This window comes from Neorhizobium fuzhouense (assembly GCF_042611105.1).
Classification (GTDB): Bacteria; Pseudomonadota; Alphaproteobacteria; order Rhizobiales; family Rhizobiaceae; genus Neorhizobium; species Neorhizobium galegae_A.
On the sequence record NZ_JBHFFP010000012.1, the window covers coordinates 191,022 to 210,647 of the forward strand.

The window sequence follows — 19,626 nt, forward strand, 5'->3', positions numbered from 1 at the left end:
AATCGCAGCTTTCGGCCGCGATTGACCGCCCGCCCTGATTGGATCGATTTAATCGAGCCTGCTGCCGGCCCGCTGCCGGAATGTGGTCTTGCCTGGCCGCGAAGCTGTCGTATGCCGTTGGTTTTCGCGCTGCACAATTACCCGCGCCAAGCGCTTGGCAGCACGCTTTAGATCATATAGCTACTTTCAGAGGCTTCACTCATCTGGCGCGTTTTGCGCCATTCCGCCCATCGGAGGATCAGTATGACGGACACAAGCGCACATCTGGGATTGGGAGATAAAACGGTCGACCTTCAGGTCAAGAAGGGAACGATCGGGCCGGACGTGATCGACATCGGCGCACTCTACAAGAACACCGGTGCCTTCACCTACGACCCGGGTTTCACCTCGACCGCATCCTGCGAATCCAAGATCACCTTCATCGACGGCGACGAAGGCATTCTCTTGCATCGTGGTTACCCGATCGAGCAACTCGCCGAACACGGCGACTTCCTGGAAACCTGCTATCTTCTGCTGTACGGCGAACTGCCGACAGCAGCCCAGAAGAAGGATTTCGATCATCGCGTCACGCACCATACCATGGTGCACGAGCAGATGAGCCGCTTCTTTACCGGCTTCCGCCGCGATGCCCATCCGATGGCCGTCATGGTCGGCACGGTCGGCGCGCTGTCGGCCTTCTATCACGACTCGACCGACATCACCGATCCGCACCAGCGCATGGTCGCCTCGCTGCGCATGATCGCCAAGATGCCGACGATCGCGGCAATGGCCTACAAGTACCACATCGGCCAGCCCTTCGTGTATCCGCAGAACAATCTCGATTACGCATCGAACTTCCTGCGCATGTGTTTTGCCGTGCCGTGTGAAGAGTACAAGGTGAACCCGGTTCTGGCGCGCGCCATGGACCGCATCTTCATCCTGCATGCTGATCACGAGCAGAACGCGTCCACCTCCACGGTGCGTCTGGCCGGTTCCTCCGGTGCCAATCCGTTCGCCTGCATCGCGGCCGGCATTGCCTGCCTCTGGGGCCCGGCTCACGGCGGCGCCAACGAAGCGGCTCTCAACATGCTGATGGAAATCGGCACGCCGGACCGTATCCCGGAATACATCGCCCGCGCCAAGGACAAGAACGATCCGTTCCGCCTGATGGGCTTTGGTCACCGCGTCTACAAGAATTACGATCCGCGCGCCAAGATCATGCAGAAGACCACGCATGAAGTGCTGAACGAGCTTGGCCACAAGGACGACCCGCTGCTGCAGGTTGCCATGGAACTGGAAAAGATCGCGCTCACCGACAGCTACTTCATCGAAAAGAAGCTCTATCCGAACATCGACTTCTATTCGGGCATCACGCTGAAGGCGATGGGCTTCCCCACCACCATGTTCACGGTTCTCTTCGCGCTTGCCCGCACCGTCGGCTGGATTGCCCAGTGGGCCGAAATGATCGAAGATCCGCAGCAGCGCATCGGCCGTCCGCGCCAGCTTTACACGGGCGCTGCCCAGCGCGATTACGTGCCGGTTTCCAAGCGCTAAGACGCCGGTTCAGACCTTTCCTGACATCAAGGCCCGCGAAATTTTCGCGGGCTTTTTCGTGGCGGAATGATTCTCTCGTGCGGGCAAGCTATCGTGAGAATGTGCGCTACAGCCGTAGCGGGAGACCGGAGGAAAAGCATGGATTTCATGAAACTGTTGAAGTCTCTTGAAGAGCTTCTTTACGAGGTCGTGTCCTGGCTGATCTTCTATCCGCTGACGATCTGGCGTTCTCTCGTCAACCCGCTTTACATGATGCGCTATGCCGATGAGGAACTGGCGGACAAGCCGCAGGACCAGTATGACGATATGCTGAGCCCGCCACTTTTCCTGCTTCTGACGCTGTTGCTGGCCCAGTCCATATCCCACGCGATCCCTTCACTCTATGACGATTCCACGCTGCCGCCGATTCTGTCGTCAACCGCCAATCTGCTGATTGCACGCGGCGTGATCTTTAGCGTGCTGCCTCTGGTGATGGCCGTGACGCTGGTCAGACGCAAGAATATAAGGTTGACGCGGGAAACACTGCGGCCGCCGTTTTATGGTCAGTGCTATGTCGCAGCGCTCTTTGTCCTGGTGGCCGGCATTGGCCTCGATCTCATGCTTATCCCGCATCAGGTGGGGCTCACGACAGGCGCCATCCTGTTTGCGGCAGCCGTTACATGGTATGGTCAGGCTGAGGTGCGATGGTTCAAACGCGATCTGCATATCACCACGGCCGCGAGCATCGGTTTGTTCGTGACACGGTTCCTGGTTGCACTCATCGTCATCCTGGTGGTAGCCCTTGCCCTCGGATTGACCCTCAAAAGCTGGAAGTGAGGGCCCATGCGGCTTTGTCCCAGGCCGTCGGATGTCTTGATCAGGAAGCGCCGCTGCCAGTGGGATACCGACTTGCCAGAAGCTCCAGCACCAGCCGCGCGCCTGCTTCGCCGGGCGCCACGGCCGTCGACAACCTGTCCCAGACCACAGCAAAACCTTCGAGCATGGCCCGCCGCTGCGGCGTGTCGGAGGACAGGCATTCGGCCCAGCGGCAGAGATAACCTGGGCGCACCATGTCGTTGATATGCTCGGGAATGACCGGCTGGTCGGCAATCAGGTTCGGCAGCGCCGCCGACCATATCTTTATGCGGCTCGCCATCATGCGGATCAGGAAATCCGTCTTGTAGATGGACACGGTCGGCACGCCGCAGAGCGCCAGTTCCAGCGTCACGGTGCCGGATGCGGCAATGGCGGCATCGGCTTGGGCAAAGGCCTGCCATTTATGGGAAGCGCCGACGGTGATCTCCGGCTTCACCGCCCAGTCGGCCACGAGCCTGCGCACCAGCGCCTCCTGGCGCGGCACGGTCGGCAGCAGGAGGCGCAGCCCGTCATGGCGCGCGGCAAGCAGCGCTGCGGTTTCTTGAAGGGCTGGCATCAGCGCACGGATTTCAGTCCCGCGCGAGCCGGGCAACAGGAGAATTGTTTTCTGCGTGTCTCCTGCCGGCATGGAAGAGCGCAGGCATCGCGTCTCGCGCACCGACACCACATTGGCATCAGCCGTCAGCCTGTGGCCGATGAAGTCGGTCTTCGGCCCTCCAAGGCGCTGCATCGCCTCCGGTTCGAAGGGAAGAACCGCCAGCACCTGGTCGACATAGTCCAGCATCTGCGTGGCGCGATATTCCTTCCAGGCCCACACGCTTGGGCAGACATAATCCACCACCGGCAGATCCGGCAGGACCTTTCGCACGCGCTTTGCCACCCGGTGGGTAAAATCGGGACTATCGATGATCAGCAGCACATCGGGTCGTGCGGCGATGATGGCATCGGATGCCTGCTTCAGCCTTTTGATCATCAGCGGCAGGCGTTTCAGAACCTGCGTGAGCCCCATGATCGACAGGTCGGAAAAATCGAAGATCGAGGCAAGTCCTTCGGCCTCCAGCGCCTCGCCACCGACGCCGACCAGTTCGACCGGCCCCGGATAGGCGCGTTTCAGTTGTGCAATCAGGTCAGCGCCCAGCAGATCGCCCGAGACTTCGCCGGCCACCACCGCCACTTTCAGCGTGCGCTTGCTCATCTTATTCCCTGTCCAGGAAGGCCCGCATCAATGCCGCATACGAAGACGCCGGCGTTATCGGCAAGCGCCAGCATCTCCGCTTTGTCGAGCACCAGTGCCCGCCCCGATTCCACGGCAATGCCGGCAAGGCCGGCCGCAATGACCGAACGAATCGTCGAGGGCCCGATGGTGGGAAGATCGGCGCGTACATCCTGCTGCGGCTTGCAGAGTTTTACCAGCACGCCGCGACGCCTGGCGGAAATCCGGCCCTCGCCGCGCAACTCCGCCACCCGCAGCAACATGCGGTCGGTGCCTTCGACGCCTTCGAGCGCAACAATCCGCCCGCCGACGCTCACGGCGCCCTGCCCGACATCAAGCGTGCCAAGCAGCCGTGCGGCCGTCGCAGCGGTCTGGATATCCCGCTCGTCGTCTCCCGTCGGATGGTGGCGGGTCATGACGCCGGTGTCGGCCAGAAGTGCGGGCACGATATCATGCACGCCCACCACCTGGCAGCCCATGCCCTCGAACAGGCCGATCACCATCTGTAGAACGGTGTCGTCCCCCCCCGACAGCAGCGTCTTGACCACATGCGGCACCTGGATCAGCGTGCGCCAGGTCGGGTGGATATCGCGCCACTCCGGGCGCCGGCGCACGGCACCGGACATCACGACTCGGCGAACACCCTTTTCCCGCACCAGCTTTTCGATGCGCGCCAGATCCCCCACGCCGGCGATGGCATGGTCGAAGGAAGAGAAATCGCGGTCGGTTTCGTTCTTCAGGCAGATGACGAACGGCTCGTCGCCGGCGGCACGCGCGGCTTCTGCGACATAGAGAGGCAGAAAGCCGCCGCCGGCGATGATGGCAAGCCGTCCCGCCCGGTCTCGAACCGAAACCGGCACCACCGTCTCAAGCCTTGCCGCGATGGGGCGAAGAGATGGCCCGGTCGCTGTCAACACCGATGAAATCGATGATTTCCAGTGCTTCCTTGCAATCGAGATAATCGTCGCGAAGGGCGGCCGCCTTTGCGCGGATCGAGCCCTCGCCTTCAAAAATGTCCTTGAAGACGCGGCGCACGCGGTGAATGACGGCGCGGTCGATGCCAGCGCGCGTCATGCCGACCACGTTCAGGCCGCCGAGAAGTCCCGGATTGCCGTTCAGCATGCCGTAGGGGATAACGTCGTAATTAACCGCCGAAAGGCCACCAACGAAGGCTTGGCGTCCGATGCGGGTGAACTGGTGAACGGCCGCCCCGCCACCCAGGATGACGCGATCTTCCACCTTCACGTGGCCCGCCAGCATCACGTTGTTGGACATGATGATATGATTGCCGAGCTGGCAATCATGCGCCACATGGGAATTGGCCAGAAACAGGCAGTTGTTGCCGACGACCGTCGTGCCGCCGCCATCCACCGTTCCGGTGTTCATGGTCACACCTTCGCGCATGGTGCAGTTGTCGCCCACGAAGAGCGTGGTTTCCTCGCCAGCGTGATGGACGCTCTGCGGATCGCCCCCGATGACGGCCATCGGAAAAATGCGGGAACCGCGACCGATCACCGTGCGACCGGTCACCACCGCATGCGAGACAAGCTCGACGCCCTCACCCAGCACCACTTTCGGGCCGACCTGGCAAAACGGCCCGACGACAACGTTTTCGCCGATGACCGCGCCATCTTCGACAACGGCCATCTTGTGAATGCGGGCGCTGGCGGCAATCGTGCTCATGCCGCGTCCTTCGGGCGGATCATTGCCCCGATATCGGCCTCGGCAACCAGAACGCCATCGACCTTGGCATCACAATGGAATTTCCAGATATTGCCGCGCTGCTTCTGCTTGACGACATGGAATTCAACGCGGTCGCCTGGCACGACGGGCTTGCGGAAACGGGCATTGTCGATCGTCATGAAGTAGACGAGATTGCCGGTTTCGCCCTGCTTGCGCGCGCAGATCGCGCCGGCCGTCTGCGCCATCGCCTCGATCAGAAGCACGCCCGGCATGATCGGCCGTTCGGGAAAATGGCCGGCGAAATGCGGCTCATTGGCGGTCACATTCTTGATGCCGATTGCGCTCAGGTCACCATCGATGTCGATGATGCGGTCAACCAGCAGGAACGGATACCGGTGAGGCAGCAGCTTCATGATTTCCAGGATATCCACGGAATCAAGCACGACCTGTTCCTGATCAGCCATTCCTCTCTCCTCTTTTCTTTGCGCGCTCATCCGAACGCGTCATGATCTCGGCGAGGTCGCGCAGGAAATCGGGCATCGGGCGAGCTGGAATGCCGCCATATCGAGCCCCTGCAGGGATGGAAGCGACAACGCCGCTCATCGCCGCAATCTGCACGCCGTCGCCGATCGTGATATGTCCATTGACGCCCGACGCGCCGCCGATCTGCACGCCGTCGCCGATTTTCGTCGAGCCCGCTATACCAGTCCCGCTGGCGATGGCGCAATGGCGGCCGATCTTTACATTGTGGGCAATCTGCACCTGATTATCGATCTTGGTGCCCTCGCCGATCACCGTATCGTCCATGGCGCCGCGATCGACTGTGGTATTGGCACCGAGCTCGACATTGTCCTGGATGATGACGCGGCCAATCTGCACGATCTTCAGCATGCCGGCGGGACCGGGCGCAAAGCCGAATCCGTCCTGCCCGACGCGCGCGCCGTTATGAATGATCACGCCATTGCCGACGAGCGCGCAGATCACCGAGGCGCCGGCGGCAATCGAGCAGTTGCGCCCGATGCGCACATCCGCGCCGATCACGGCACCGGCGCAAATGCGGGTGCCCGCGCCGATTTCGGCATTTGCCCCGACCACGGCCATAGGCTCAACGGTCACGCCCTCTTCCAGGCGCGCCGTCGGATCGATGTACGCTGCAGGCGAAATGCCGCTTCCGGAGACGGTTGCCGGCGATTGCATCGCCTTGGGATGCAACAGCGCCCCTGCCCGCGCAAACGCGGCGTGCGGCTTTGCCGTCAGGAGAACCGGAATATGTGCAGGGATAGCCGAGCGCAGAGCTTCATCGCACAGGATGGCGGATGCCCGGCAGGTTTCGAGTTCGGCGCGGTGCTTGCGCGACAGAATATAGCAGACGTCGCCCTCGCCCGCCCGCCAGACCGGAGAGACGGAGCGGACGAGCCGCTCCGACTGTGTCGGGTCGAGAAGTTCCGCCCCAAGATGCGCTGCCAGGTCACCCAGGCTTACGCCATCATGCGGCGGAAAGAAGTCGTTCTTGTCCATCAGCCATTGCTCCAGAACAGTTTAAAGTCCGCGGTTCTGGATGCAGAAGATCAGAACTGGTTTGCCATGCTGAAGCGGAAGCGCTGCTCTTCGTCGTAGTCTTCCTTGGCAACAGGCACGGCGTAATCGAAGCGGAGTGCACCAAACGGCGAAGCCCAGGTGATGCCGGCGCCGACCGATGCACGGATGGAGCTGTCGGTGCCATTGACCGTACCGCTCGTGACCGGAACATCGTTGCCGTACAGCGAACCGGCGTCGGCGAACAAGGCTGCGCGCAGGCCGAAATCTTCCGGCACGGCCGGCATCGGCATGGTCACTTCCGCCGAAGCGTTGAAGTAGGTGGTGCCGCCGATGGCATCTTCACCAACACGCGGACCGATACCGTCGTTCTTGAAGCCGCGTACCTGGCGTCCGCCGAAGGTGAACTGGTCGAAGACGTGCAGGTTGTCGCCCGTCGACATCACATGACCCGCACCGACCGACAGCTGACCGATAATGTCCAGCTCATCCGACAGAAGGTGGAAGTAGCGGGCACGACCGTAGATCTTGTAGAACTCCGAATCGCCGCCGAGGCCGGCATATTCATGCGTGACGGTTGCATAGATGCCTTCGCGCGGCAGCGTCTTGTCGTCCAGCGTGTTGTAGGTCAGCGTCTGCGAGACCGACGACTGGTCGTAGGTTCCGCCGCGAACCAGATCCTGGAACGGCTGCGACAGGTTGGTCTGCCAGTCATCCGTGCCCTCGTATTTGATTTCCTTGTAGGTGTAGCGGAAGGTCGTCGCCAGATTTTCCGTGATCGGCGCCGTAACGCGCAGGGTGATGCCCTGTTCGTTATAGTCGTAATAGTCGTTCGACGACGTCTGGCTCTTGAACAGGTCGAAACCGGCCGCCAGGCGATAACCGAGGAAATAGGGCTCGGTGAAGTTCAAGGAATAGGTGCGGGCGTTATCGAGGCCGCCACCGGCTGCCACGCGGATGTACTGGCCGCGTCCGAGGAAGTTCTTTTCCTCGATGGAGGCTTCAAGCACGACACCGTCATTGCCCGCATAGCCAGCACCGATACCGAACGAACCGGTCGGCTGATCTTCGACATCCACCACGATCACGACGCGATCGCCAGACGAACCCGGCTGCGTGGTGATGTTGACCTTGGTGAAATAGCCCAGCGCTTCCAGGCGGCGCTTGGCGCGCGTGATCATCGTCTGGTTGAAGGCATCGCCTTCGCTGATGTCGAATTCGCGACGGATGACGTAGTCGCGGGTGCGGGTGTTGCCGCGAATGTCGATCCGCTCGACATAGGCGCGCTCGCCCTGGTCGACCAGGTAGGACAGGCCGATCGTGCTGGTCTGGAAGTTGCGGTCGCCGCGCGGCGTTACGCGAGCAAACGGATAGCCGGCTTCAGCAACCTTCTTGGAGATGGCTTCCATCGACTTCTGGACGTCGCTCGCCTTGTAGACATCTCCGGACTTCGTCTGGACGAGACCCTGCAGGTCCGCACCATTGATGCCGTCGACCGTCGATTCGACCGAGACATTGCCGAACGTGTAGCGCGGGCCTTCCTCGACCGTGAAGGTCAACGTGTATTCGTTCTTCGCTTCGTTGAGAACGGCATCGGACGACACGATCCGGAAATCCGGATAACCGTGGTTGTAGTAGAACTGGCGCAGCGCTTCTTCATCAGCGCGCAGCTTGTCGTCGGTGAACACGTCCTTGCGGGTGAGGAAGGACAGCGGACCGGATTCCTTCGTCACCAGCACATCGTGCAGGCGGCGGCTGCCATAGGCCTGGTTGCCGATGAACTTGATGTCGGCGATCTTGGTGCGATCACCTTCGTTGATGACGAAGGCGATGTTGACGCGGCCCTGGCCGACCGGAACCACCTGCGTGGTGATCTGAACGTCGCCGCGCCCGATGACCTTGTAGGCTTCCTTCAGGCGCGCGATGTCTGCCGTCACCAGCGCTTCGCTGTAGGGGCCGAGCGGCTGCGTGTTGACGATGCCCTGGAGCTTGTCGTCCTTGATCTTGCGGTTGCCGTTGAACACCACCTGGTTGACCAGCTGGCTTTCATTGACCGTCACCACGAGGGTGGACCCGGAGACTGCGATCTTGACGTCGGAAAAATAACCGGTGGCGTAAAGACGCTTCACCGATTCATCGATATCGGAATTGGAGAAATTGACGCCTGGGCGGATCGTCAGGTTGGAGCGAACAGCTTCCTGCCCGGACCGCTGCGCGCCACGCACCTCGACACGCTGAATGGTCGCAGCCTGCGCAGACAAAGGCGAGCTCAGAACGACTACACCTGCACCCGACGCAGCAACACCAGCAGACAGCGCAAACGCCGAGACTGCGTTCAAAAACTTTGAACCAGCTTTCATTTTCAATTCTTACCTTTTTCCGTTGTCCTCGGCGGGGGGAACCCCGACTCCGGCCACGTGTGTCGTTTTACCTGCTTTTGCCCTACAAGCAAGGTATCCCGTTAATTTCTATTTACTTCCTTTAAAGGCGTGACCCAATCGCCACGGCCTTTTTCGATTAGGGTAAACAGTTGGTTTACAACCGACTTTGTCAACCAATCAAATTACTGATGTCATTCCAGGTTGCAAATACCATCAGGCTCAGCACCATGGCCAAACCGATGCGAAATGCAACCTCCTGCGCGCCGGCGCCCAGTGGTTTTCCCCGGATGGCCTCGATGGCGTAGAAGACCAGGTGCCCGCCGTCGAGCACGGGCACCGGCATGAGGTTCAAAAGACCGATCGACACCGACAGGACCGCCGCCAGCTGAATGACCGCCGAAATGCCGAGCGAGGCCATCTGGCCGGACGCCTGCGCCACCCTGACCGGCCCACCCAGCTGGTCCGCCTTCATGCGGCCGGTCACCAGATTGCCGATGTAATGGAAGGTGCCGGTGATGATGTTGCCGGTTTCCGCAATGCCCTCACCCACGGCCTCGAGCGGCGAATAGGTGATGTGGCGGAAGTTGCCGCTCTGCTCGTTAGTGACGATGCCGATCAGGCCCATTTCCACCTTGTTGCCGAACTGGTCGGTAATATCGGTGCGCTTCGGCACCATCGGCAGATCAATGCTTCTTCCCTGGCGTTCGACCGTTACCACAATCGGCGTTTCCGGGCGGATGCTGACATAGCGGCGCACATCGTCGAAGGTGCGGATGGCGGTTCCGTCCAGCGCCACCAGACGGTCGCCCGGCAGGACGCCGGCTTCCGAAGCCGCACTGTCGGGCCGTACCTCGGCAACGACCGGGTCGGAGATCATGCGGCCATAGACGCCGAACAGCACGGCGAAGATGGCAATGGCGAGGATGAAATTGGCAATCGGGCCGGCGGCAACCGTTGCGGCGCGCTTCCAGAGAGCGGCTCCCGCCAGCGTCTGTGCGCGCTCGGCAGGGCTCAGCTGTGCGAGATTTTCCGAATCGGGGCGGCTTGAGGCGTCTTCGTCACCGAAGAATTTCACATAGCCGCCCAGCGGCACCATCGACAGCTTCCAGCGCGTGCCGTGGCTGTCGGTGAAGCCTACGAGTTCCGGGCCGAAGCCGATCGAAAAGGCGGTGACGCGAATGCCGCTCCAGCGACCGACGAGATAGTGGCCCATCTCGTGCACGAAGACGAGCAGCGACAGCACCAGCACGAAGGGGATGATGTAGCCGGTAAGAAAACCGAGGATTGCCATCTGTTGATCCACTTCCCTCTATGCGGCCTTCAAAGACCGAACAGGAACGCTGCCACGGAGGTACCACCTTCTTCGGACCATGCCGCATGCATGATTGCAAGAAGAAATGCCGCAAAGCCGGCAAAAACGAGACCGTCAACCCGGTCCATCACGCCGCCATGGCCGGGGATAAGGTGGCTTGAGTCCTTTACGCCGAAGCGGCGCTTGATGAAGCTTTCGAAAAGATCGCCGACCTGGCTTGCCACAGACAGGCTGAAAGCAAGGATGGCGGTGCGCAGCGAAAGGCTCGGGAAGAAGGCCAGCGACACAAGGCAGCCGGCGGCAATGCCCGACACCGTTCCTCCGATGGCGCCCGACCAGGTTTTTCCGGGCGAGATGCGCGGCGCAAGCTTAGGCCCGCGCAGGGCGCGCCCGACGAAATAGGCCAGGATATCGGTTGCCCAGACGACGGCAAAGACGAACAGCATGGCCACGAAGCCCGGTTCGTCGGCGCCGCGGATGGCAGCCAGCGATATGCCGCTGAAGGCCGAATAGGCAATGCCGGCGGGAAGCCAGCCGGATCCGCCCCGCACCGCAATCAAGAGGATAGCGGTGAGGGTGAAGCCGCCGGCGAGCGGTACCCCCATCCCCTCGTCGCCCACGATCAGGTTGACGGCGACCGACACGACGGCGAGCCAGCCCAGCGCATTGCCGCGAAAATCCACTTCCGAAAGCCGCGTCATACGCGACCACTCGTAGTAGACGAGGACGGCGATGAGCGCCGAGAAGCCGCGGAAGGAGACCCCGCCTGCCCATGTGGCGATCAGCGTGACCGCCATCATGACAATGCCGGAGAGAATGCGCCGTCTGAGTTCGAGCGACATCAGCCAGCCACCGCAGCGGGTGTGGCGGCCGCGAGGCCACCAAAGCGCCGGTTGCGGGCCGAAAAGGTCCGAAGAGCCGCATAAAACAGGTCGCGGTCGAAGTCTGGCCAGTATTGTGGCACGAAGACGAATTCGGAATAGGCCGCCTGCCAGAGCAGGAAGTTCGACAGGCGCTCCTCACCGCTGGTGCGGATGATGAGATCGGGATCGGGAATGCCGGCGGTATCGAGATTCGCGGCAATAAGATCCTGCGTCACGTCCGACGCTTTCAAACGTCCGGCCTCCACCTCGGCCGACAGACGCTTCACCGCACGCGTCATCTCGTCACGCGCGCCGTAGTTGAAGGCGATGATCAGCGTCAGGCCCGTATTGTTGCAGGTGGTCTCTTCCGCCTCAAGCAGCAGCGGCAGGATATCGCCCTGCAGGCCGTCGCGCTCGCCGATGATGCGGATGCGCACGTTGGAGCGATGGAGTTCGGCAAGATCGCGCCGGATGAAGCGGCGCAACAGCCCCATCAGCACCGACACCTCGTCCTGCGGCCGGCTCCAGTTTTCCGAGGAAAAGGCAAACAGGGTGAGGAATTCGATGCCCACGTCACCCGCCGCCTCCACTGTGCGCCGCACCGCTTCCACGCCCTTGCTGTGGCCGATGGTGCGCGGCAGGCCGCGTTCATTCGCCCAGCGTCCGTTGCCGTCCATGATAATGGCAACATGTCTGGGTATAGAGGGCAGCTCACCTTGCACCATGGAACATTCACTCGCTTCAACGTTGAAAACAGTAAATCAGCAGATCTTTATACCTGCATGATCTCCTTTTCCTTGTCGCCAAGCAAACGATCGACATCGGAAATCGTATCGTCAGTCATTTTTTGCACACGCTCCGACTGCGCGCGGCTGTCGTCCTGACCGATCGTGCCGTCTTTTTCCGCCTTTTTCAGCGAATCCATGCCGTCGCGGCGCACGTGACGGATGGCGACCTTGGCCTTTTCTGCATAGTCATGCGCCACTTTGACGAGCGATTTGCGGCGTTCCTCGTTGAGTTCCGGCAGCGGAATGCGCAGGTTCTGGCCGTCCATGATCGGGTTGAGGCCGAGATTGGCCTCGCGGATGGCGCGGTCGACGGCGTTCACCATCGACTTGTCCCAGACGGAGATGCCGAGCATGCGTGGTTCCGGCACGGTCACGTTCGCCACCTGGTTGAGCGGCACGCGCGAGCCATAGGCCTCGACCACCACCGGATCGAGAATGTTGGCAGACGCACGGCCGGTGCGCAGCGATGCGATATCGTTCTTGAAGGCCGAAATGGCGCCGTCCATGCGCCGCTTGATATCGTTGAGGTCGATGGCTCCGCTCATCTTCTACTCCGTTCTCTCAGGACCCTTGGGCAACAGCGTGCGCCAAATGGCCTTTAGTTGTCTGTCACGATGGTCTTGAGACCACCGCCGGTCAAGATCTCTCCGAAGCCGCCCTTCTCGTGGATCGAGAAGACGATGATCGGAATGGAATTTTCGCGCGCAAGGGCAACGGCTGCGACGTCCATGACAGCGAGGCCCTTTTCGAGCACTTCGCTGTGGGTCAGCTTGTCGAAGCGGGTGGCGGTCGGGTCCTTCTTGGGATCGGCCGAATAGATGCCGTCGACCTGGGTGCCCTTGAAAATGGCTTCGGCGCCGATTTCAGCGGCGCGCAGCGCACCGGCCGAGTCGGTCGTGAAGAAGGGATTGCCGGTTCCGCCGGCAAAGATCACCACGCGGCCCTGGGACATGTGGTGCAGCGCCTGGCGCTGCGAGAAGCTTTCGCAGATTTCCGGCATGGCAATGGCCGACAGCACGACCGTATCGATGTCGAGCTTGCGCAGCGAGGTACCGAGTGCGAGCGCATTGATCACGGTTGCCAGCATGCCCATGTGGTCGCCGGTCACCCGGTCGCCGCCCTTGGAGGCAACGGCGACGCCACGGAAAATATTGCCGCCGCCAACGACGATGCCGACCTCGACGCCCATCCGGCGCGCCTCGGCGATATCGGAGGCAATGCGGTCGGCAACGGTAACGTCGATGCCAAAGCCCTGGCTCCCCATCAGGGCCTCGCCGGAGACCTTCAGGAGCACACGTTTGTAGACGGGATTGGAGGATGACATGGAAACTCCTTCGAGGATCGCACCGAGTGCCGGATACACGAAGGGCGCCGCGTTGTCACGCGACGCCCTGACGCTATCCCAATATTTCAGGAAGCGGATATCAACGCTTGACGGTTGCAGCCACTTCGGCCGCAAAATCCGTTTCTTCCTTTTCGACACCTTCGCCGAGAAGCAGGCGCACCATGCCGGTGATCTCGATCGGCGCACCGACGTCCTTTTCGGCTTCCTTCAGGGCAGCCGCAACGGTGAGGTCAGGGTTGATGACGAAGGACTGCGACAGAAGCGCGACTTCCTCGAAGAACTTGCGCATGCGGCCTTCCACCATCTTTTCGATGATGTTTTCCGGCTTGCCCGATTCGCGCGACTGCTCGATGAAGACGTTGCGCTCGCGCTCGGCAACCGCTGCGTCCACTTCCTCGGCGCGGACGGCAAGCGGGCTGGTGGCGGCCACGTGCATGGCGACCTGACGGCCGATTGCCGTCAGCGCTTCCTTGTTGCCGGTCGACTTCAGCGCGACGAGAACGCCGAGCTTGCCGAGGCCGTCAGCGGCAGCATTGTGCACGTAGGTGGCAACGACGCCATCTTCGACGGACAGCTTGGCGGAGCGACGCAGGGACATGTTTTCGCCGATGGTGGCGATGGCGTCCTTGATCGTCTCGGAAACGGACTTGCCGGTTGCCGGGTAGCTGGCGTCCGAAATGGCAGCGACGGAACCGTCGGTCGACAGGGCAACCGAAGCAATGCCGCGCACCAGATCCTGGAAGGCGTCGTTGCGGGCAACGAAGTCGGTTTCCGAGTTCAGCTCGACGACCACGGCGCTGGTGCCGGACGACGCAATGCCGACGAGGCCTTCAGCGGCGGTGCGGCCCGACTTCTTGTCGGCCTTGGCAATGCCCTTGGCGCGCAGCCAGTCGATCGCGGCTTCCATGTCGCCAGCGGTCTCGGCGAGCGCCTTCTTGCAGTCCATCATGCCTGCGCCGGTCTTTTCGCGCAGTTCCTTCACCATTGCGGCTGTGATTTCGCTCATGTTTGCCTCTTGTCCAATCTGGGGATGCGCCTGCCGGAGTTTCACGGCCGGCGCCCGTTGGGGCACGAATGTACCCGGAAATATGACAGCGTGATGAATGGTCGTCCGCGCAGTTTCACGGCAACAGTGGCAGAACAGGTTCCGCCGGCGCAGGACGCCTGGAATGGAGACCGCCCTTCGGCGATCTCCCGGATGTCACGATCCGGCACCAAGGGCCGGAGCGTTTGACGCCTTCAATCAGGCTTCGGCAGCTTCGTCCGAGAGAGCCGGCTCGATCGGAGCTTCGGCAGCAGCGCCGATGTCGCGACCGGAAGCGCCCTGCTGGCGAGCGATACCGTCGATGGCAGCGCGGGCAACCAGGTCGCAGTAGAGAGCGATGGCGCGCGATGCGTCGTCGTTACCCGGGATCGGGTAGTCGATGAGGTCCGGATCGCAGTTCGAGTCGATGATGGCAACGACCGGGATGCCGAGGCGCTTGGCTTCGTCGATCGCGATCTTTTCCTTGTTGGTGTCGATGATGAACATCAGGTCCGGAGTGCCGCCCATGTCGCGGATACCGCCGAGAGCCTTTTCAAGCTTCTCGCGTTCGCGCTCGAGGTTCAGGCGTTCCTTCTTGGTGAAGCCCGAAGCTTCCGAAGCCAGGATCTCGTCGAGCTTGCGCAGGCGCTGGATCGAGTTCGAGATGGTCTTCCAGTTGGTCATCATGCCGCCGAGCCAGCGGGAGTTGACGTAGTACTGGGCCGAACGCTTTGCCGAATCGGCGATCAGTTCGGAAGCCTGACGCTTGGTGCCGACGAACAGAACGCGGCCGCCACGGGCAACGGTGTCAGAAATGACCTGCAGGGCGCGCGACAGCATCGGAACGGACTGAGCCAGATCGATGATGTGGATGTTGTTACGATCGCCGAAGATGTACGGCTTCATCTTCGGGTTCCAGCGGTGCGTCTGGTGACCGAAGTGAACGCCAGCTTCCAGAAGCTGACGCATGCTGAAATCAGGCAATGCCATGCCTTTTTCTCCTTGTTTCCGGTTTAACCCCCGCGAAACGAACAGCCGCCCGGAAGGGCAGGCCACCGGCGGAACGGACCGGATTTCTCCCGGCCAATCCCAAGTTTCGCGTGTGGAATGGTGGTGCGCATAACGGTGTTTCGGCCCAAATGCAAGCGCTTGCCGTGAAAAAGCGCCGCAAGGGCTGTGTCATGCCGCAGACGAGGGCGGGTGAGGCTCAAGGATCAGCGGCAGGTCTCGGGCGCCTTGTCCAGAAGTTCAAGCTTCGAGAGCGTGCCCGACAGGACGAAGTCGCCGTAATCCATCGTGAGATCGCGGGTGATGCCGTTCGCATAGAGCTTGAAGGACATGCGGTAGATCGGCAGCGAATCGGCCTTCTGGTCTTCGTTGAAATAGGCGATCGTCACCGGCCAGTAGGGCTCCTTGCCGAATTCGCCAGCGCTCGCGGCATCCGCATCATCCGGTTTCGGCATCTGCTGCGTGCCCACCACCGTGGTCGTCAGCAGGCTCTGGTCGCCGTTTTCGGAGCCGTCGAAAAGGCGGGCCTCGAAAAAGCGCTTGCCCTCGCGGGCATGATCGATGACCTCCAGCATGTGCTCGGTCGGAAATTGCGCCGGCGTCAGATCCACTTCCCGCCGGTCAGGCTTGGCGAGCGCCACCTTGATGCCGCCGTCGCGGTCGCTGGCCTCGCCGGTCACCTGCTTGTCCAGCTGCTCGTCGGTGAAGGATTTCGTGTCGAAACGGAACTCGCCTGACGATGCGTTTTCAAACGTCGTGGTCTGCTGGTCGGTGACCCGCATCTCCTCGCCGGTATCGACGCGGGTGACGAAGCGGAAATTGGTGGTGAAGCCGGAACAGACATTGCCGGTGAATTCGTAGACCATGCGCCCGTACATGCCCTCGATGCCCGAGCGGTCGGAGACATCCTTCAGCTTCAGGTCATAGATGGCGCGGTGGGGTATCAACGCGCGTGCGCCCTCCATGCCCGCCTGGGCTGGGCTCACGGCGGCAAGCGTGCTGCCTGCCAGAAGGATCGCTGCAAAGCTCTGCTGCAACATCCACAATCTCCTATGGGACTCGACGCGCGATGTTATAAGAACGCCATCGAGTGATGCTTAGCGTCATGTGTGACGGAATCGAGTCAATTTTACAATCAAACCGGAGAATGAAATGTCGGATGCGATCGAAGCCCGCCTGAAGGAGATGGGGATCAGCTTGCCGGTGGCGGCCGCGCCTGCCGCCAATTATGTTCCCTATACGCAAAGTGGAACCACGCTCTACATTTCCGGCCAGCTGCCGATGGAGGCCGGCAAAGTGGCTGTAACCGGCCTTGTGGGCGCAGATGTCGATGTTTCGACCGCCCAGCGCGCCGCCGAACTCTGCGCGATCAACATTCTGGCGCAGGTCAAGGCGGCCCTTGGCGGCGATCTCGGCCGCGTGCGCCGCGTCCTGAAGCTCAACGGCTTCATCGCATCGGCACCGGGATTTGTCGAACAACATGTCGTGATGAACGGCGCCTCCAACCTCATCGCCAATGTGCTGGGCGAGGCCGGCAAGCATGCGCGCGCTGCCGTCGGCATGGCTGCCCTGCCCTTCAACGCCGCCGTCGAGGTGGATGCCATCCTGGAAGTCGAAGCCAGCACGGATGCGACAGCATGAGCGCCGATCTCGCCTGGCTGAAGGAAACCCCGGTCGCGCATCGCGGCTATCACGACATGAACAAGGCGGTGTGGGAAAACACGCTTTCGGCCTTTTCCCGTGCCATCGAGGCGGGCTTTGCCATCGAATGCGACATCCAGCTGTCGGCCGACAGCGTGCCGATGGTGTTTCACGATCATGACCTGCAGCGGCTCTGCGGCATTGCCGGTGAAGTGCGCGAGCGCATGGCCAACGAGCTGCAGGCACTCTCCGTCGGCGGCACCAAGGACCGCATTCCGACGCTGAAGCAGATGCTCGCCCTCGTCAAAGGTCAGGTCCCGATCGTCATCGAACTGAAGGGCATTGATGCCGAGCAGGACGACGGGTTCATCGAAAGCGTTCTGGAGGTTCTCGAAGCCTATGAGGGGCCGCTGGCGCTGATGAGCTTCGACTATCATCTCCTGCGCGCGCTCAAGGCGGCAAACTGCCCCTACCCGGTCGGCCTCACCGCCATGGGCACGAAACCCGAAGAATTCTTTGCCCATGACGAGGCCATGCAGCTGGGGCTCGATTTCATCTCCTACCACTATGCCGACCTGCCCAACAGTTTCGTCAGCGGCCAGCGCGCCCGTGGCGTGACGGTGATTACCTGGACGGTGAGGGATGAAAATGCCCGCGCCCATACCTATACTCATGCGGACCAGATGACCTTCGAGGGTTTCGACCCGCGAGAAAGCAAAGCCTCTGCCGCATGAGCCAGACCGTCACTCTCCGCGTCGAAAAGTCCTTCACCGCGATCAGCCCCGATAGCTGGTCACAGCTGTCGGGAACACGGCGCGGGGGTGATACGCCCTACAACCCCTTCCTCTCGCATGCCTATCTGTCATCGCTGGAGGACTCCGGCTCGGCGACTGCGAAGACCGGCTGGCTCGGCCACCATCTCCTCATGGAAGATGCAGACGGGCGGCTGATCGGCGCGGTGCCCGGGTATCTCAAGAACCACAGCCAGGGCGAATATGTCTTCGACCACGGCTGGGCGGATGCGTTCGAGCGCGCCGGCGGGGCGTATTATCCCAAGCTGCAATGCGCGATCCCGTTTACGCCCGCCACCGGCCCGCGATTGCTGGTGAGAGAGGACGACGATGCGGAAAGCGTGCGCCAGACGCTTGCCGCCGGCCTTGCCGAAGTCACCCGCCAGCTTGGTATTTCGTCAGCCCATGTCACCTTCCTGCGCGAAAGCGAACTGCCGGCCTTCGAAGAGGCGGGCTTCCTCCACCGCATGGACCAGCAGTTCCATTTCATCAATGACGGCTATGAGAACCACGAGGCGTTTCTCGCCAGGCTCTCCTCCTCCAAGCGCAAGAACCTGCGCAAGGAACGCCGCGCAGCGCTCGAAAACGGCATCGAGATCGACTGGCTGACCGGCAAGGACCTGACGGAAGCGATCTGGGACCAGTTCTTTGCCTTCTACATGGATACCGGCAGCCGCAAATGGGGAAAGCCGTACCTCACGCGGGCGTTCTATTCGCTGATCGGCGAGCGCATGGCCGACGACATCCTCCTCGTGATGGCGCGCCGCGACGGGCGCTATGTGGCGGGCGCCATCAATTTCATCGGCGAGGAGGCGCTGTTCGGCCGCCACTGGGGCTGTATCGAAGACCACCCCTTCCTGCATTTCGAGGTCTGCTACCACCAGGCCATCGATTTTGCGCTGGCCCACGGCCTGAAGCGTGTCGAGGCCGGCGCGCAGGGGGAACACAAGCTGGCGCGCGGCTACCTGCCCGTCACCACCCATTCCGCCCATTATATCGCCCATCCCGGCCTTCGTCGCGCCATCGGCGATTATCTGAAGCGGGAGCGTCGCGAGGTGGAATATGCCGGCGAATACTTGACCGAGCACAGTCCTTTCCGCAAGGGAGAGCGGCAAGAGGACGATTGACAAAAGACCACCAGGGAGCACCCGCCATGACCGGCCAGATCTACGACGAAAACAACATCTTTGCGAAAATCCTGAAGGGCGAGATCCCCTGCCACAAGGTCTATGAGGACGAGCATACGCTGGCCTTCATGGATGTGATGCCGCAGGCGCCGGGTCATCTTCTGGTCATCCCGAAACAGGGCTCGCGCAATCTGCTGGATGCCGATCCGGCCGTTCTTGCCGCGGTGATGCCCGTGGTGCAGAAGCTCGCTGTTGCGGCAAAGGAAGCCTTTGAAGCCGATGGCGTCTTCATCGCCCAGTTCAACGAGCCGGCTGCCGGCCAGACCGTGTTCCACCTGCATTTCCATGTGATCCCGCGCCATGAAGGACAGCCGTTGAAGCCGCATACCGGCCAGATGGAAGACGGCGCGGTTCTGGCGCAAAACGCCCAGAAGATTCGCGAGGCGCTTTAGGGGTTGTGGGGATTCACAAATCAGCGCGAATGTGATTCACACTTTGGATGGATCGTTTTGTACTGACAGACGCC

General features: G+C 61.5%; 20 protein-coding genes. 6 read left to right on the forward strand and 14 right to left on the reverse strand.

What is annotated here, in order from left to right:
• Positions 1-243: 243 nt before the first annotated feature.
• Both gltA and ACEXP3_RS20165 read left to right on the forward strand, forming a co-directional pair.
• Positions 244-1,533: a citrate synthase gene (gltA, locus tag ACEXP3_RS20160; RefSeq protein WP_210104977.1), complete on the forward strand. Its 1,290-nt coding sequence runs from the start codon at positions 244-246 to the stop codon at positions 1,531-1,533.
• A 138-nt stretch (positions 1,534-1,671) separates the two neighbouring features.
• Positions 1,672-2,349, forward strand: coding sequence for a permease (locus ACEXP3_RS20165; protein WP_377298859.1), 678 nt, complete (start codon positions 1,672-1,674; stop codon positions 2,347-2,349).
• Positions 2,350-2,389: 40 nt separating this feature from the next.
• On the opposite strand, the gene lpxB is transcribed toward ACEXP3_RS20165, so the two are convergent.
• From lpxB to ACEXP3_RS20235, 14 genes are all read right to left on the reverse strand, one after another.
• Positions 2,390-3,583, reverse strand: a complete 1,194-nt coding sequence (lpxB, locus tag ACEXP3_RS20170) for a lipid-A-disaccharide synthase (protein WP_377298861.1) — start codon at positions 3,581-3,583, stop codon at positions 2,390-2,392.
• The gene (locus ACEXP3_RS20175) at positions 3,580-4,461 is read right to left on the reverse strand and encodes an LpxI family protein (protein ID WP_377298897.1); all 882 of its coding nucleotides are present in this window, start codon (positions 4,459-4,461) and stop codon (positions 3,580-3,582) included. The genes lpxB and ACEXP3_RS20175 overlap by 4 nt, the downstream gene beginning before the upstream one ends.
• Positions 4,462-4,468: 7 nt before the next feature.
• On the reverse strand, positions 4,469-5,284 hold the full coding sequence (lpxA, locus tag ACEXP3_RS20180) for an acyl-ACP--UDP-N-acetylglucosamine O-acyltransferase (protein WP_377298863.1): 816 nt from the start codon (positions 5,282-5,284) through the stop codon (positions 4,469-4,471).
• Positions 5,281-5,748 carry a 3-hydroxyacyl-ACP dehydratase FabZ gene (fabZ, locus tag ACEXP3_RS20185; RefSeq protein ID WP_210104974.1) on the reverse strand — a complete coding sequence of 156 codons (468 nt, stop codon included), beginning with the start codon at positions 5,746-5,748 and terminating at the stop codon, positions 5,281-5,283. Before fabZ ends, lpxA begins: the two co-directional genes overlap by 4 nt.
• Complete coding sequence (gene lpxD, locus ACEXP3_RS20190; protein ID WP_377298865.1) at positions 5,741-6,802, reverse strand: UDP-3-O-(3-hydroxymyristoyl)glucosamine N-acyltransferase; 1,062 nt, start codon at positions 6,800-6,802, stop codon at positions 5,741-5,743. The genes fabZ and lpxD overlap by 8 nt, the downstream gene beginning before the upstream one ends.
• 50 nt (positions 6,803-6,852) lie before the next feature.
• Complete coding sequence (gene bamA / locus ACEXP3_RS20195) at positions 6,853-9,180, reverse strand: outer membrane protein assembly factor BamA (protein WP_210104972.1); 2,328 nt, start codon at positions 9,178-9,180, stop codon at positions 6,853-6,855.
• 190 nt (positions 9,181-9,370) lie between these two features.
• Complete coding sequence (gene rseP, locus ACEXP3_RS20200) at positions 9,371-10,492, reverse strand: RIP metalloprotease RseP (RefSeq protein ID WP_377298867.1); 1,122 nt, start codon at positions 10,490-10,492, stop codon at positions 9,371-9,373.
• A gap of 29 nt (positions 10,493-10,521) precedes the next feature.
• A complete protein-coding gene (locus tag ACEXP3_RS20205) occupies positions 10,522-11,355 on the reverse strand; it encodes a phosphatidate cytidylyltransferase (RefSeq protein ID WP_377298869.1) in 834 nt (277 codons plus the stop codon).
• On the reverse strand, positions 11,355-12,101 hold the full coding sequence (locus ACEXP3_RS20210; RefSeq protein ID WP_210104969.1) for an isoprenyl transferase: 747 nt from the start codon (positions 12,099-12,101) through the stop codon (positions 11,355-11,357). Before ACEXP3_RS20210 ends, ACEXP3_RS20205 begins: the two co-directional genes overlap by 1 nt.
• Before the next feature lie 47 nt (positions 12,102-12,148).
• Positions 12,149-12,709, reverse strand: a complete 561-nt coding sequence (gene frr / locus ACEXP3_RS20215; RefSeq protein WP_210104968.1) for a ribosome recycling factor — start codon at positions 12,707-12,709, stop codon at positions 12,149-12,151.
• Between the two features lie 53 nt (positions 12,710-12,762).
• Complete coding sequence (gene pyrH, locus ACEXP3_RS20220) at positions 12,763-13,488, reverse strand: UMP kinase (protein WP_210104967.1); 726 nt, start codon at positions 13,486-13,488, stop codon at positions 12,763-12,765.
• A 100-nt stretch (positions 13,489-13,588) separates the two neighbouring features.
• Positions 13,589-14,515: a translation elongation factor Ts gene (tsf, locus tag ACEXP3_RS20225; RefSeq protein WP_210104966.1), complete on the reverse strand. Its 927-nt coding sequence runs from the start codon at positions 14,513-14,515 to the stop codon at positions 13,589-13,591.
• Positions 14,516-14,752: 237 nt separating this feature from the next.
• A complete protein-coding gene (gene rpsB / locus ACEXP3_RS20230) occupies positions 14,753-15,523 on the reverse strand; it encodes a 30S ribosomal protein S2 (protein ID WP_210104965.1) in 771 nt (256 codons plus the stop codon).
• 224 nt (positions 15,524-15,747) lie between these two features.
• A complete protein-coding gene (locus ACEXP3_RS20235) occupies positions 15,748-16,581 on the reverse strand; it encodes a cell envelope integrity EipB family protein (protein ID WP_210104964.1) in 834 nt (277 codons plus the stop codon).
• A gap of 112 nt (positions 16,582-16,693) precedes the next feature.
• On the opposite strand from ACEXP3_RS20235, the gene ACEXP3_RS20240 reads away from it, so the two are divergent.
• Genes ACEXP3_RS20240 through ACEXP3_RS20255 form a run of 4 tightly spaced genes read left to right on the forward strand, consistent with a single transcriptional unit; the run spans position 16,694 to position 19,552 of the window.
• On the forward strand, positions 16,694-17,182 hold the full coding sequence (locus ACEXP3_RS20240) for a RidA family protein (protein ID WP_377298872.1): 489 nt from the start codon (positions 16,694-16,696) through the stop codon (positions 17,180-17,182).
• On the forward strand, positions 17,179-17,916 hold the full coding sequence (locus ACEXP3_RS20245) for a glycerophosphodiester phosphodiesterase (RefSeq protein ID WP_377298874.1): 738 nt from the start codon (positions 17,179-17,181) through the stop codon (positions 17,914-17,916). The genes ACEXP3_RS20240 and ACEXP3_RS20245 overlap by 4 nt, the downstream gene beginning before the upstream one ends.
• Positions 17,913-19,100: a GNAT family N-acetyltransferase gene (locus ACEXP3_RS20250; RefSeq protein ID WP_377298875.1), complete on the forward strand. Its 1,188-nt coding sequence runs from the start codon at positions 17,913-17,915 to the stop codon at positions 19,098-19,100. The genes ACEXP3_RS20245 and ACEXP3_RS20250 overlap by 4 nt, the downstream gene beginning before the upstream one ends.
• A 26-nt stretch (positions 19,101-19,126) precedes the next feature.
• Positions 19,127-19,552, forward strand: a complete 426-nt coding sequence (locus ACEXP3_RS20255) for an HIT family protein (RefSeq protein ID WP_377298877.1) — start codon at positions 19,127-19,129, stop codon at positions 19,550-19,552.
• Positions 19,553-19,626 lie beyond the last annotated feature (74 nt).

What these genes read in the sequence shown, in the direction of transcription:
- tsf (WP_210104966.1), bottom strand. Translation starts at nt 14,515, where the DNA reads ATGAGCGAAATCACAGCCGCAATGGTGAAGGAACTGCGCGAAAAGACC.
- lpxD (WP_377298865.1), bottom strand. Translation starts at nt 6,802, where the DNA reads ATGGACAAGAACGACTTCTTTCCGCCGCATGATGGCGTAAGCCTGGGT.
- pyrH (WP_210104967.1), bottom strand. Translation starts at nt 13,488, where the DNA reads ATGTCATCCTCCAATCCCGTCTACAAACGTGTGCTCCTGAAGGTCTCC.
- ACEXP3_RS20255 (WP_377298877.1), top strand. Translation starts at nt 19,127, where the DNA reads ATGACCGGCCAGATCTACGACGAAAACAACATCTTTGCGAAAATCCTG.
- ACEXP3_RS20235 (WP_210104964.1), bottom strand. Translation starts at nt 16,581, where the DNA reads ATGTTGCAGCAGAGCTTTGCAGCGATCCTTCTGGCAGGCAGCACGCTT.
- ACEXP3_RS20205 (WP_377298869.1), bottom strand. Translation starts at nt 11,355, where the DNA reads ATGTCGCTCGAACTCAGACGGCGCATTCTCTCCGGCATTGTCATGATG.
- frr (WP_210104968.1), bottom strand. Translation starts at nt 12,709, where the DNA reads ATGAGCGGAGCCATCGACCTCAACGATATCAAGCGGCGCATGGACGGC.
- ACEXP3_RS20245 (WP_377298874.1), top strand. Translation starts at nt 17,179, where the DNA reads ATGAGCGCCGATCTCGCCTGGCTGAAGGAAACCCCGGTCGCGCATCGC.
- fabZ (WP_210104974.1), bottom strand. Translation starts at nt 5,748, where the DNA reads ATGGCTGATCAGGAACAGGTCGTGCTTGATTCCGTGGATATCCTGGAA.
- ACEXP3_RS20240 (WP_377298872.1), top strand. Translation starts at nt 16,694, where the DNA reads ATGTCGGATGCGATCGAAGCCCGCCTGAAGGAGATGGGGATCAGCTTG.
- lpxA (WP_377298863.1), bottom strand. Translation starts at nt 5,284, where the DNA reads ATGAGCACGATTGCCGCCAGCGCCCGCATTCACAAGATGGCCGTTGTC.
- ACEXP3_RS20165 (WP_377298859.1), top strand. Translation starts at nt 1,672, where the DNA reads ATGGATTTCATGAAACTGTTGAAGTCTCTTGAAGAGCTTCTTTACGAG.
- bamA (WP_210104972.1), bottom strand. Translation starts at nt 9,180, where the DNA reads ATGAAAGCTGGTTCAAAGTTTTTGAACGCAGTCTCGGCGTTTGCGCTG.
- ACEXP3_RS20210 (WP_210104969.1), bottom strand. Translation starts at nt 12,101, where the DNA reads ATGGTGCAAGGTGAGCTGCCCTCTATACCCAGACATGTTGCCATTATC.
- ACEXP3_RS20250 (WP_377298875.1), top strand. Translation starts at nt 17,913, where the DNA reads ATGAGCCAGACCGTCACTCTCCGCGTCGAAAAGTCCTTCACCGCGATC.
- rseP (WP_377298867.1), bottom strand. Translation starts at nt 10,492, where the DNA reads ATGGCAATCCTCGGTTTTCTTACCGGCTACATCATCCCCTTCGTGCTG.
- lpxB (WP_377298861.1), bottom strand. Translation starts at nt 3,583, where the DNA reads ATGAGCAAGCGCACGCTGAAAGTGGCGGTGGTGGCCGGCGAAGTCTCG.
- gltA (WP_210104977.1), top strand. Translation starts at nt 244, where the DNA reads ATGACGGACACAAGCGCACATCTGGGATTGGGAGATAAAACGGTCGAC.
- rpsB (WP_210104965.1), bottom strand. Translation starts at nt 15,523, where the DNA reads ATGGCATTGCCTGATTTCAGCATGCGTCAGCTTCTGGAAGCTGGCGTT.